The organism is Alteromonas antoniana, assembly GCF_019249295.1.
GTDB classification, from domain to species: Bacteria; Pseudomonadota; Gammaproteobacteria; order Enterobacterales; family Alteromonadaceae; genus Alteromonas; species Alteromonas antoniana.
This window is the reverse complement of record NZ_JAESDH010000005.1, coordinates 246,144-259,029: the sequence shown is the minus strand read 5'-3', so window position 1 is coordinate 259,029 and position 12,886 is coordinate 246,144. Positions and strand designations below refer to the sequence as shown.

Genomic DNA, 12,886 nt, shown 5'->3' with positions numbered 1-12,886 from the left:
TGGTTTAAGTTGCAAACCATCCTTGAGGGTTACGACATTGCCAGGTCTCTGGAGGCTGACTTGTGATCAAGAGACAGCCCAAAAGGAGCCTTTTTCTCTGCCACTGAATGACTGATCAGACTTTCAGTGTAGAGAGGTATTGTTTGAACTCTTCGCCAAGTGAAGGGTGGCGCAATGCATATTCAACATTTGCCATCATGTAACCCAGTTTGCTGCCGCAATCGTGGCTCTTACCTTTCATATAGTAAGCGTCGACCTGTTCGACTTTCATCAACGCATCGATAGCATCCGTCAACTGCACTTCACCGCCGGCGCCAGGTGGCGTGTACTCAAGCAGATCCCAGATTTTTTCAGACAGTACATAGCGACCGACAATGGCAAGGTCTGACGGCGCATCTTCCAATGCTGGCTTTTCAACCATGCCGTGAATTTTCGCTGAATCACCTTGCTTGATGGAGGCACCATCCAGGTCAGCGATACCGAATTTAGGAATATCTTCCTGCGGTACCTGCTCAACCATGACCTGACTGACGCGACTGGTATTAAATTTCGCCACCATGTCTGCCAGGTTATCTTTTTTCGGGTTACTCGCCACATCATCAATTATGACATCAGGCAATACCACCGCGAAAGGCGCATCACCTACCAGCGGGCGGGCACATAGAATTGCATGCCCCAAACCGTTCGCTACCCCCTGACGCACCTGCATGATAGTGACATCTTTCGGGCAGATAGACTGAACTTCTTCTAAAAGCTGTCTTTTTACACGCTTTTCCAGAGTGGCTTCCAGCTCAAAGGAAGTATCGAAATGGTTTTCAATACTGTTTTTACTGGCATGAGTCACCAGAATAATTTCTTTTACCCCAGCTGCTACACATTCATTGACAACATATTGAATAAGCGGCTTGTCTACTACCGGCAGCATTTCCTTCGGAATGGCTTTGGTAGCAGGCAACATTCTGGTTCCCAAACCGGCGACCGGAATAACGGCCTTCTTCACTTGACTCATAGTTTTATGTCCTTGTACTGATAATCCACGACCAATTGCGTACTAATGCAATCCGCATTCCATCATACGTGTTGGCTCGAATAAGTTCCTGCCGTTAAGCAGTTGCACTGCTGACAGCGTTCTGCTGTTTCATAATCAGGGATCGATATCCCCTGTCATCATTAGTCATTTGATACACAAGATGCATGACACTCACACATCAACGGTATGTGGCGAAGCCCACTGCGACCAAAGGGTCCCTGCACTGTCATTTGTACCATTAACAACGCGGCAGACGCTTTTGCTCACACTGTCGTATTCTGCGGGTAATGCAAATCATCAAGACCCGCACGGTGACTCTGGGTTTCATAAATTTGCACTGAGAATTAGCGCCTGCACTGTCTTAGGGAGCACCTCCCTTACTAAGGTGCGAGACACCGGCTGCTCAACGTTCTTTACACCGAACCCTGATCCTGTTCTCAAATCGGGACGGGTCAGTAAATTTGTCTTAGATTAGCGACATTTTTACTTAAAGCCAATGATAATACGAAGACAATTAACTACCCCAGCTTTCCGGTTTTCCCTCGCAGCCCATCAACTAACCCTTTCACAAAATACCGTCCACGCGCCTGCCCGTCAGAGAAATGCCACCGGTTTACCCCCCAGCGCAATGGAAGCGCAAGAAGGTGGCGACATTTCCAGTAGAACGGAACATAAGAGCGCCGGGAAAGAATAAGCACATTACGTACCTGGTAATATAATCGGACCGGACTGCCTTGTTTGAATTCTAATCCACAGATTTTGTGGCGGGCGTCACCTTGCCTGTGTGGCATACCCACATCCAGCGCCTGATACACTTTATAGCCCTTTTTTCGCGCTCGCCAGCACCACTCGTGATCAACACCGTCGATAAACAGTGCAGATTCTTTGGGTCCGATATGCTTAAACGCCGCAGCAGGAATTAACATCCCCGATGCAATGATTTGACGAACTTCTGAAAGGTTGTCTTTAATCGCCAGCGCTTTCTGCAGCTTCGGCTTGACCTGCTTATTAGAAAACTCACAAATTAACATTGGTCCCACAGCGGCTACGCACCGTTCTGTTTCAGTGATGGTCTGAAGGTGCTCATGTAAACGTCTTACAATACTTAAAGAAATCTTACTGTCCTGGTCGAGAATAAGCACTTCACTGCATCCAGCCTTAAGGCAGTCTTCAATACCCCGGTTCTGTGCTTCAGCAATACCGACATTCCCTCCGCAGAACAAATAGTGGTGACTCGCCACATCTGGCAACGTGGTTTTGGCTGGAGAATTATCTACCACAGTCACCCGAAGCTCGCCACTGGCGAGCTCGTTAATCATGCGTGTGACATGCTCTTTATCAGGGTGATAAAGAATAATGACGGCACCAATACTCAATGCTTTATAAACCTTTCGAGAATATGTCTGTCGACTTTATATGCTAACTTTACCACTTGTGAAGGCATCAGACGCAAAGCTAAAACGGCTGTCGCATAAGTGAAATTCCACAGCGTTATACGCTTTAATGTTCGCATTGCGTACAACCGGGCTTTATATTCGTTGATCGATTTACCCAGCCCCCGGCGCTTATAAAAATTATTCACTCTTCGAAAATGCAGTAATCTGTCTTTCAGGTTTCTGAATATGTATCCATTTTTCGCCAGCGTGATCCACAGGAAATAATCCTGAGTGTTTTTCAGCGAAGGATCATAAGTAAAGCCATTGCGAAATACATCAAAGCGAATAACAACTGTCGGGTGATTCATCGTGCATCGTCTTGGCAGCAAATGAACAATTTGTCGGTGACCCGCAGGCATGACTCTGGCACCAACCTTTTGTCCCTCTTCATTCACTTCAGTCAAAGCACTACCTAAAACCGAAATATTCTTGTGCTTGATAAGATAATTGATTTGACGCTCGAGGCGGTTTGGCATGCTGACATCATCAGCGTCCATTCTAACAAAAAAGCTGGGGGAGAATTTTTCTGCCCATGCAATAATGTTATTCATACTGGCAGCCAGGCCAATATTCTCCTCATTCTGGGCTATCACTAAACGGCAATCTTCAAAGGCCAGATCTTTAATCAGGTTCATTGTGCGAACCGGAATTTCACCATCAATAACGATGACGAAAAGAAAGTCTCCGTAGGTTTGTTGCAATATGCTCTCTGCCGCCTGCTTTATCCACTCGAACCGGTCAGACTCATACACGCTCATCCCCACTACCGTCTGGATAGTGTCCTTATGAAAATGATCGTGAAGAACCGAAAATGCGCTCGCCAAAAAACACCTGTGTTGGGATTAGCCTAATGCCTTTGGCAAGCTAGCAGAAATGAGAAAGTTTTGCCCGAAAAAAACGCAAATGCACATTTGTGGTGCGCTACTTTTTTTTTCGTTTGAATAAGCGAATGATCGACCAGATATTCTGGATAACAAAGCTGTATAGGATAAGGGTGGCGATAAAGCCCCAGAACATAATGGCATCGGGCACCATGAATAACTCACCCATCACACCAACAAAACAGTAACATGCCCCCATGAACAGGATGGCAATGAGAGATTGTCGCGAACTCAGTCCCGCTCGCATGAAAATATTGTGTAAATGTTTACGGTCGGGGCGCAACACCGACTGCCCTTTACGTGCACGTCGGTACATGATCGCCGCCATATCCATCAGAGGCAAGCCAATCAGCCACACTGCGGTAATTGGCCTGAATGCAGCCTCTGCACCCTGGGTATGATCAACCAGCAACCACACAATGGTAAGACCGACAAACATACTGCCAGCGTCCCCCATAAAAATCTTATTTCCTTTAAAACCTTTCCAGCTAAGGTTAAACGCAAGAAACGGGACAATAGCAGCAACTATGATCAAAGGCTCCATAATCGCGCCGCCGTTGCCGGTCGCCAGTAAGAATCCCACCACTGTTAGCAGTACTACCAGACTCATTCCACCGGCAAGACCGTCAATCCCATCGATCATATTAAAAGCGTTAATGACTCCCACGACACAAACAATCGTAAAGAAGTAACCAGCCAGACCCAGGTATACCTCACCCGTACCGAGGATATCACCAAGCGACGTGATGTAGTTCTGCGCACTCCAGGCCATGATTGATGCCACACCGAACTGACAAACCAGACGGCCTTTCGCACTGAGATCGAAACGATCATCCAACGCACCAAGCAACACGATAAACGCAGAGGCGGTAAAGAAAAGTGGGTTATTTTTCATCCAGACATCGGTGGCAACGCTGGCAACCAGCACAGCCATAAAAATGGCGACGCCACCAGTCAGAGGCACCATGCCTGCGTGCTGTTTTCTGATATTCGGCTGATCAACCAGCCCGAACTGATGGGCCAAGGGTGTCATTACAACCAATAGAATTAACGCTACAAAAAAGGCTGTAAACAGCGGCACAAACTGCAGATAGTCAAACATTTTACAATTGTTCCTGAGACACTTCTGCCATTGGACTATTAAGAATGCTACTGAAAATAACGCGAAAAACTGAGGTTTGTTCCATCATAAATACTGCATCCTTTTTACTCACCCCACGCTCTGTTAAAACCCATCCATAGAGCATGGCGGAAAAAACCTGCATATAATAATAGACATTCAAAACAGAGACCACCCTTTTACTGTAAAAAACTTTCAGAACACCCTTGCATCCTACCAACAGCAACCCGTTATCTCATCGCGAACACGCAGTTTGCCGCAGAGTACAAAAATAGCGCAACCGTATGGTTTTACCCAACTCTACTGCATGTATTTCACGTAACTTATGTTATCCTACCGCCAGTTTGCGATATGGATATAACTCAATGAATCGAATACGGTCTTTTTTTCTCGCCGGAATCGCTGCATTGCCGTGGTTAACAGGGTGTGCCTCTGCCCCCACCGCAGTTGAAGCCAACGTACCGCTGGTACATTCATCATTAGCCTACACACTGGAACGTGATGCAATAATTGCACCATCCACCTCTACTGCAGTAGGCCAACGCGTCCAGCTTAACGGCAGTATCTTTATGATAGATTCAGCCTATATATCTGCCTCTGGCTCAGAATGCCGCAGATTGCGCTTGCAGTCTGCAGACATCGGTCACGATGATGATCGCGTAATGTGTCAGCGCCGTGGACAATGGGTGATGCTTCAGCCACTGGTTAAAAGTATAGAGAGTTTGTGAACGTGACCTTAATCAACCAACATGGAAAGTGGGCATCACTGGCGATCTGTCTGCTTTTAGTAACAACGAGTTTCTCTGCTGCGTCGCAGACCGCCGAACAAATACAACAGTTGCAGCAACTTCAGTCGCAACGCTCTGGCACATCGTCTTCAGGTATGGCAGGTCAGGCAGTCTCGCCGATGGCAATCAACAGCCAACGCACGTTGCCAGGTGCCAGCAGTAGCCTGCCATCGACGGGCCAATACACCACACAGCCCCGTAACGGGCAAACGCTGCCTGGTGAACCCACCATTGAGACCGTTTTTCCCGCGCAAGAACCAATGTCAAACCCACCGTTTGCCGCGAACCTGTTTATTGGCGGCTTTGAATCAGAGCGGGCAACCGGTCAGAACGATAATTACCTCATTGCACCGGGCGATAAAATTTCGATTTGGATCTGGGGTGCAGTTAACTACTCAGACGTTGTGACGGTGGATAACCAGGGTAATATTTTTATCCCGAATATCGGCCCTGTCCGCGTAGCAAATACGCCTGCTGGCACAGTCAATCAGACGGTGTCCAACAGAATTCGTCAGGTATATACCAACGACGTCAGTGTTTATGTAAACCTGCTTACATCAACGCCGGTATCGGTGTTTATTGCCGGCCCAGTATTGCGTCCGGGTCAGTACGCAGGACTGGCATCTGACAGTGTGCTTTATTTTTTGAAACGTGCTGGCGGTATCGACTTTCAGCGTGGCAGCTTCCGTGAAATCGACGTTATTCGTGATGACAAAGTGATAGCCACTGCAGATTTGTACCACTTTTTCAGAAACGGAAAAATGCCAGACGTGTCATTTAAAGATGGTGATACCATTCTGGTACGGCCAATTGGCAATACGGTTGTGGTAGAAACCGGTGCGCGGAATAGCTTCACCTTCGAATTCTCCGAAGAAGAACTCAACGGTGATGTGGTGAACTATTTTGCCCGTCCTGGCGAGTTTATCAGCCACGTATCTGTCGCCGGGGTCAGAAACAATAAGGCGTTTGCGCGTTACCTGACACTGGAAAACTTTGCCAGACTACCGCTGATGCCTGGCGACACAGTGGAGTATGTTGATGACCATGAGCCGCAGATTTACCGTATCAATGTTGCCGGTGCGCACAAAGGCGCCTCTCAGGTTATGGTGGATAAAGGCACGCGTCTGATGGACGTGCTGGACCATATCGCTATTGACCGTGATATTTCTGACATCCAGAGTATCTATCTGATGCGCGAAAGCGTCGCTGCCAAGCAAAAAGAAATTATTGAGCAGGCATTAGAGCGTCTGGAGCGTAGCGTCTATACTGCCCCCATTAGTTCCACCGGCGAAGGCTCGATACGTGTGCAGGAAGCACAGTTGGTGTCTGACTTTGTTGCCAGAGCGCGACAAATTGAACCTCTGGGCAAAGTAATCGTGTCGCAAAATGGCGAAATAGCCAACATCTTATTAGAGCCCGGTGATACCGTTGTGATCCCCGAAATAACCGACCTGGTGCATGTTGGCGGCGAAGTGATGTTGCCACAATCTGTCGTCTTTAATCCCGATGCTACAACCGAAGATTATGTGGCCTGGGCAGGCGGCTTTACGCAACGTGCAGATGATGATCGAATTATGGTCATCCGCAAAAACGGCACTGTTGATTTTGCCGCTGTCGGTGATGACGATATGAATTATGATGCCGGCGATCAGGTTGTGGTACTACCCGCTATCGATACTAAGTCGTTGCAGGCAATCAAAGATATCACCCAGATTATCTACCAGATTGCTGTTGCTGCCAACGTAGCAACCAACTAAGCGCCCGATGGTTACATTTAAAGAGCAACTCTACGCATGGCGAACAGTGATATTTGCGCTGTTCCTGCGTGAGCTGCAAAGCAAGTTTAACGATAAGTTTGGCTTGAGCTGGGCGTTTCTTGAGCCGTTTGTTTTTATATTGGCGCTTTCTTTTTTTCGAGGGCTCATCAGCGAAGGAGACGTACACGGAATACCGTTAATGGTCTTTATGATGATTGGATTAGTCGGTTTGCAAACCTTTACAGTTACTTTGCAAAGTGTATCCACGTCAATAAAGAGAAATAAACCACTTTATGCTTTCAGGCAGGTTCAACCGATGTCTGCCATTATGACCGCAGGCTTTCTTGAATTAAGCATCAAGATGGTTGTTATTTTATTACTTTCGTTAGCACTTTACCTGAGTGGACTCGGTTTTTCCGTAAATAATTACTTGCTTCTGATAACTTTAATTTCTTTGTTGTGGGTACAGGCCTTATCGATTGGTATTGTTTTCGGAATTGCATTCGCTTTTGTCCCTGAGGTCGATAAAGTAAAGTCAATGCTGCTAAGACCATTGATGTTTATCTCCTGTGTATTTTATAGCCTGCAGGATATACCAGAAAAATATTGGTATCTGCTCACCTGGAATCCCTTAGTCCACTTCAACGAACTCGCACGCTACGCCTGCTTTCCCAGCTATGGCGATGCGGGCGTCAGCCTGAGTTATGCAGTAGAAACGACGATAGGCAGTCTGTTCTTCGCTCTATGCCTCTACCACATCACCTGGAAGCGGGTGCTGGCACGATGATACGAATTGAGAACTTAACTAAAAGTTATCCGAGCAAACTCGGGCCGCAATATATTTTCCGTGATCTCAATTTCGACTTTCCGACAGAGAATAATGTTGCCATTCTGGGTAAAAACGGTACCGGTAAATCTACCTTGTTCAGATTACTGGCGAAAAGTGAATATCCTGATACTGGAAGAATCGTCACCAATAAAGCGATGTCATGGCCGGTAGCGCTGCAGACCGGCATTCACCCACAGATGACGGGCAGAGAAAATACCCGTTTTATTGGTCGCATCAATAATGTCCGGTCTCTTTCCGATTATGAGGAAAAGGTGCAGGAATTTGCTGAAGTTGGAAAACGTTTCGATTTGCCGGTAAGAACCTACTCATCCGGTATGCGCGCCAAACTGGTGTTTGCCTGCTGTATGAATATTGATTTTGATATATATCTCATCGACGAGGCGACGTCGGTCGGCGATCCTATATTCAGAAAGAAAGCCCGTGCCAGCCTGAAAGAAAAAAGTGAACAAGCGGGCGTCATTATGGTCAGTCACGAACTGGACCAGATCCGCGAGTTTTGCACATCTGCAGTCGTCATCGATGAAGGCAGACTCACCTATTATGCTGACCTGGAAGAAGGCATTGATGTCTACACCCAGGAAAACAAAAAATAATTTAACAGGTATTAAAACGTGAAGGACACTCTTTTAAAAGTTAATGCATTCGTGAAACAGCACAAAACCTTGCTGCTGGTGATGCCCTGGCTACTCTATGCCTTCTACTTAATTGTCTGGGCCGCGCCGCAATACGAGAGCCAGAGCCAGCTTATCGTCAAATCCAGTGAAGGGGGCAGCAGCTTCGATCCCTCATCGCTGCTGATGGCTACGGTGTCAGGAAGCGCAGCGAGTGAAGAAAGTAAAATTGTTGAGGCCTACATTCAGTCTGCTGATATGCTGAACCACCTTGAGGACGCTATCCAGATCCGGGCGCATTACACTTCCGATGAAGCGGATTTATTCAGCGGACTGCCCTCTTCTCATAGCGAAGAAGATTTTTATCAGTATTACCTCAATCACATTGAGGTTACCGTCGACTCATCGTCTGCCGTTATTACCCTGAAGGCCCGGGCTTTCACCCCGGAATACGCCACGCTGATTAACAGTACGATAGTCGCCAAAGCAGAAGCATTCATTAATGCGATTAATAACGATTTGGCAAAATCGAAACTGGTATTTGCCAAAGGTGAGCATGCCATCGTGGAGCAAAAGCTCCAGCAAGCAAAAACCGATTTGCTGGCTTTCCAGTCGAAATACGATGTTCTGGATCCTACGGCAGAAGGTGCCGCGTTTCAGCAAATTGCGTTTTCATTACAAGCCACGCTGGCACAAAAGAAAGCAGAGCTTCGCACTATGCGTACTATGATGTCAGAGACAGCCCCTGAGATTGTCAACACCCGACGAGAAATCAGTGCGCTGGAACAGCAACTGGCAGAACAGAAGTCACGCATCAGCAACAACGAAGATACTGGCGCTCTCTCAGTCAGTGAACTGATGGCGCAATACAGCAATTTGAAAGTGCAGCTTGAGCTTGCCATACAGGCATTTTCTTCATCATTAATTACGTTAGAAAATGCCCGTGTCGAAACGTATCAGAAGCTTCAGCACCTGGTAACCATCGAGTCACCAACGCGGCCCGATGACAACCAGTATCCTGAGGTTACCTATAACCTGACATTATTTGCCGTTATACTTTTGGTTCTGTATGGCATCGTCAGAATTGTCATTGCTACGATCCGCGAGTTATAAGTTCCCGACCAGACTCAGAAATAATTCATTTTTATTCCGAAAAGCCTGACTGTACGGGGAGCAGGCTTTCCGCACCACACCGAGACAAATCCCCGTCTCATCTTGTGTCGCGTTCCAACCTTTAGTATAACGACGTATCCTTGATGAGGACTTGATAATAACGCCGGGGCAATGACCCTCGAGCACTATAAAAAAGATAATCAAAACGGAACTCTATTGTGACTACAAAATCATCTAACGATACAAGCTTCTTTGGCCATCCAGGGGGCCTGCAAACGCTGTTCTTCACAGAAATGTGGGAACGGATGAGCTACTACGGAATGCGCGCCCTGCTGGTACTTTTCATGACGGCCAGCCTTCAGGAAGAGGGACTTGCGTTTACCGTGGCATCAGCAACCGCCATTTACGGACTATATACCGGCGCTGTTTACTTTATGGGCCTTCCCGGCGGCTGGATAGCTGACCGCCTTTTAGGGGGGCAGAAAGCAGTGTGGTATGGCGGCATCATTATTATGTGCGGTCACATCGTGCTCGCCATCCCGTCTCACAGCACCTTCTTTATTGGCCTTATTCTGGTGGTACTGGGCACAGGCCTGTTAAAGCCAAATATCAGTGCCATGGTTGGACAGCTTTACGACGACAAAGACAGTCGTCGCGACAGTGGTTACACCATTTACTACATGGGCATTAACATTGGCTCGCTGATTGGTTATGGCGTTTGCGGGTGGCTGGCGCCTAACTGGGGTTACCACTACGCCTTTGGTGCAGCGGCGATAGGGATGTTCATCGGCTTGATTCAGTATCGCGCCACGCTACCAAAACTCGAAGGGGCGTCTGAAGAGCCCACAACAACTATGTCGGGTAAAGCCAGAACCCGCAGTTGGAGCGTTATTGGATTGTTCCTCATCGGCCTTGCAGGCGTTACTGCAGCAACCAGCATGGGTGTCCTGATCATTGACCCGGTAGCGCTGGCCGCGTACGTTGCCATGGCCTTTACCCTGATATTCATTGTTTACTTCGGTGCTATTTTCTTTTTCGGCAGTCTTGATAGTGCTGAGAAAAAACGAATGGGTGCACTGCTGTTAATCTGTGTTGCGTCAGCATGCTTCTGGGCTGGGTTTGAGCAAGCCGGTTCATCACTTAACCTGTTTGGTCGTGATTATACTGACCGTATTGTGGGTACCTTTGAAATTCCGCCAGCGTGGTTCCAGTCAGCAAACTCTATCTTCATCATTCTGCTTTCACCGTTTTTCGCAGCACTGTGGATTAACCTGGGTAAGCGTATGTTGGACCCATCTTACGGCGCAAAATGTGCAATCGGCCTTATCATCATGGCAAGTGGCTTTATCGTGATGTTTTTCGCAGCGCAGCTTGCAGCCAGCGGACTGAAAGTAGCACCTTACTGGCTGGTAATGACGTATTTCCTTCACACTGTTGGTGAGCTATGTCTTAGCCCGGTTGCACTTAGCGCGGTAAGTAAACTGTCGCCGAAACGCTTTGCCGGACAGATGATGGGCGTATTCGTTCTGACTTACTCTATCGGCAACGTTATCGCTGGCCTGCTTGCGGGTAACTTCGATCCAAGCCGCCTGGATGAAATGCCGAACCTGTACCTGCAAATCAGTCTGTTCAGTATTGCGGTAGGTATTGTTGTTCTGCTGCTGTCTCTGAAAACCCGTTATTGGGAAAAGCTGGCAGAAAAAGACCACCGTGACGAGCCTCACCCAGTTTCGCAGCAAGGCTAAGTGTTAAGGCGGTTTCAAGTACCGCCTCAATTGCATACAATGACCGCTGGAGTATATGCTTCAGCGGTTTCTTCATTTCAAAGGCCTGAAAATCATGCAACTGTATTTTACTACCCGCAACATTCCTGCCTTGCGTGGACTGCCACTTGCAGAACGAACCCGTCGGCTTGAAAAAGCCGCACAGAGACTGACGACGCCCGAAAAGACCTTGCTGAATATTTTGAAACTTCTGATTATCGTTCCTGTTTTTGCACTGATCCTGAAAACAGCGGATAACTGGGGCTCACTATTATGGGCTGCACTGGTATTTTTACTTTACCCACTTGCGGTGAAACCGATACAGTATTCACTTTGCGCAAAATACCTGCCTGAACCATCCAAGGAGAGATAATGAAATCCATATTAGTAACCGGTGGAGCCGGTTATATCGGTAGTCACACGGTCCTGCAGCTGCTTGAGCAGGATTATTCCGTTGTCGTGTTAGACAACCTTGCAAATTCCAGCGCAGAATCCCTGCGTCGTGTAGAAAGCCTTACGGATAAAAGTGTGACCTTTGTTCAGGGAGATATTCGGGATACCGCCGTTCTGGATGACATTTTCAGCGAGCACGATATTCACGCAGTGATCCATTTTGCCGGACTGAAGGCTGTCGGTGAATCGGTGCAAAAGCCGCTGGAGTACTACGAAAATAATGTATACGGCACGCTAACGCTATGCAAAGCAATGCGAAAACACAACGTGAAAAACATTGTGTTCAGCTCTTCTGCTACCGTGTATGGCGATCCGGCGGCTCTGCCTTTACGTGAAAGCATGGCTACCGGGCATCCAACAAATCCCTATGGTATGTCTAAGCTCATGGTGGAGCATGTGCTTACTGATCTATATGCATCAGATAATGACTGGAACATTGTCCTGCTTCGCTATTTCAACCCTGTGGGTGCTCACCCTTCCGGTCAGATAGGTGAAGATCCTAATGGGATCCCTAATAATCTGATGCCGTATATTTCTCAGGTTGCGACCGGTAAGCTGGAAAAGCTCAGTGTATTTGGCGATGATTACAACACACCTGATGGCACCGGCGTTCGCGATTATATCCATGTTGAAGACCTGGCGAACGGCCATTTAAAAGCACTCGACCGATTGGCACTTAATATGGGGCTGGATACCTATAACCTTGGGACGGGTCAGGGCTATTCGGTGCTGGAAATGGTAAAAGCGTTTGAAACCGCGTCGGGTAAAGACATTCCTTACACTATTGCGCCACGTCGTAGCGGGGATGTCGCCAGCTGTTACGCTGATCCCACGCTTGCCGCCACCGAGCTTAACTGGCATGCCGAGAAAACGCTGGAAGAGATGTGTGCCAGCACCTGGAACTGGCAGTCTAACAACCCTACTGGTTACCCCAAGTAAACGCTATCTGATACCGGTTGGTTGATTGTCATCGCTTGTTGATACTCACCCTCTCAGATAGCCCATGGCATCGCAATGCGCTGATTGTCGATTTACCTTCGCTAATCAGACAATAAAAAACGGCACCATCGGTGCCGTTTTTTTT

Annotated in this window: 12 protein-coding genes; 8 read left to right on the top strand and 4 right to left on the bottom strand. The window is 47.7% G+C overall.

Annotation, left to right across the window (positions count from 1 at the left end):
* Positions 1-115: 115 nt before the first annotated feature.
* The 4 genes from galU to wecA form a co-directional block, all read right to left on the bottom strand.
* Positions 116-1,009 carry a UTP--glucose-1-phosphate uridylyltransferase GalU gene (gene galU / locus JKP77_RS06365; protein ID WP_218310364.1) on the bottom strand — a complete coding sequence of 298 codons (894 nt, stop codon included), beginning with the start codon at positions 1,007-1,009 and terminating at the stop codon, positions 116-118.
* Between the two features lie 539 nt (positions 1,010-1,548).
* Positions 1,549-2,406 carry a glycosyltransferase family 2 protein gene (locus tag JKP77_RS06360; protein WP_218310363.1) on the bottom strand — a complete coding sequence of 286 codons (858 nt, stop codon included), beginning with the start codon at positions 2,404-2,406 and terminating at the stop codon, positions 1,549-1,551.
* Positions 2,403-3,290 carry a glycosyltransferase gene (locus JKP77_RS06355; RefSeq protein ID WP_218310362.1) on the bottom strand — a complete coding sequence of 296 codons (888 nt, stop codon included), beginning with the start codon at positions 3,288-3,290 and terminating at the stop codon, positions 2,403-2,405. Before JKP77_RS06355 ends, JKP77_RS06360 begins: the two co-directional genes overlap by 4 nt.
* A gap of 97 nt (positions 3,291-3,387) precedes the next feature.
* Positions 3,388-4,449 (bottom strand): UDP-N-acetylglucosamine--undecaprenyl-phosphate N-acetylglucosaminephosphotransferase, encoded by a 1,062-nt coding sequence (gene wecA / locus JKP77_RS06350; RefSeq protein WP_218310361.1) that lies wholly within the window; start codon positions 4,447-4,449, stop codon positions 3,388-3,390.
* A 383-nt stretch (positions 4,450-4,832) separates the two neighbouring features.
* On the opposite strand from wecA, the gene JKP77_RS06345 reads away from it, so the two are divergent.
* The 8 genes from JKP77_RS06345 to galE all read left to right on the top strand — a co-directional run bounded on the left by JKP77_RS06345 (position 4,833) and on the right by galE (position 12,741).
* Positions 4,833-5,195 (top strand): DVU3141 family protein, encoded by a 363-nt coding sequence (locus JKP77_RS06345; protein ID WP_218310360.1) that lies wholly within the window; start codon positions 4,833-4,835, stop codon positions 5,193-5,195.
* Between the two features lie 44 nt (positions 5,196-5,239).
* Positions 5,240-7,012, top strand: coding sequence for a polysaccharide biosynthesis/export family protein (locus JKP77_RS06340; protein WP_420840054.1), 1,773 nt, complete (start codon positions 5,240-5,242; stop codon positions 7,010-7,012).
* A 7-nt stretch (positions 7,013-7,019) separates the two neighbouring features.
* Positions 7,020-7,799 carry an ABC transporter permease gene (locus tag JKP77_RS06335; protein WP_218310359.1) on the top strand — a complete coding sequence of 260 codons (780 nt, stop codon included), beginning with the start codon at positions 7,020-7,022 and terminating at the stop codon, positions 7,797-7,799.
* Positions 7,796-8,455: an ABC transporter ATP-binding protein gene (locus JKP77_RS06330; protein WP_218310358.1), complete on the top strand. Its 660-nt coding sequence runs from the start codon at positions 7,796-7,798 to the stop codon at positions 8,453-8,455. Before JKP77_RS06335 ends, JKP77_RS06330 begins: the two co-directional genes overlap by 4 nt.
* Positions 8,456-8,473: 18 nt before the next feature.
* A complete protein-coding gene (locus JKP77_RS06325) occupies positions 8,474-9,586 on the top strand; it encodes a KpsE/RkpR family capsule polysaccharide export protein (protein WP_218310357.1) in 1,113 nt (370 codons plus the stop codon).
* Positions 9,587-9,804: 218 nt separating this feature from the next.
* A complete protein-coding gene (locus tag JKP77_RS06320) occupies positions 9,805-11,331 on the top strand; it encodes a peptide MFS transporter (RefSeq protein WP_218310356.1) in 1,527 nt (508 codons plus the stop codon).
* Positions 11,332-11,425: 94 nt separating this feature from the next.
* Positions 11,426-11,722 (top strand): DUF6170 family protein, encoded by a 297-nt coding sequence (locus JKP77_RS06315; protein WP_218310380.1) that lies wholly within the window; start codon positions 11,426-11,428, stop codon positions 11,720-11,722.
* Positions 11,722-12,741 (top strand): UDP-glucose 4-epimerase GalE, encoded by a 1,020-nt coding sequence (galE, locus tag JKP77_RS06310; protein WP_218310355.1) that lies wholly within the window; start codon positions 11,722-11,724, stop codon positions 12,739-12,741. The genes JKP77_RS06315 and galE overlap by 1 nt, the downstream gene beginning before the upstream one ends.
* The last annotated feature ends 145 nt before the right edge of the window (positions 12,742-12,886 follow it).

Coding starts and splice junctions, on each gene's coding strand:
- JKP77_RS06345 (WP_218310360.1), top strand. CDS start 4,833: ATGAATCGAATACGGTCTTTTTTTCTCGCCGGAATCGCTGCATTGCCG.
- JKP77_RS06330 (WP_218310358.1), top strand. CDS start 7,796: ATGATACGAATTGAGAACTTAACTAAAAGTTATCCGAGCAAACTCGGG.
- wecA (WP_218310361.1), bottom strand. CDS start 4,449: ATGTTTGACTATCTGCAGTTTGTGCCGCTGTTTACAGCCTTTTTTGTA.
- JKP77_RS06335 (WP_218310359.1), top strand. CDS start 7,020: ATGGTTACATTTAAAGAGCAACTCTACGCATGGCGAACAGTGATATTT.
- galU (WP_218310364.1), bottom strand. CDS start 1,009: ATGAGTCAAGTGAAGAAGGCCGTTATTCCGGTCGCCGGTTTGGGAACC.
- galE (WP_218310355.1), top strand. CDS start 11,722: ATGAAATCCATATTAGTAACCGGTGGAGCCGGTTATATCGGTAGTCAC.
- JKP77_RS06315 (WP_218310380.1), top strand. CDS start 11,426: ATGCAACTGTATTTTACTACCCGCAACATTCCTGCCTTGCGTGGACTG.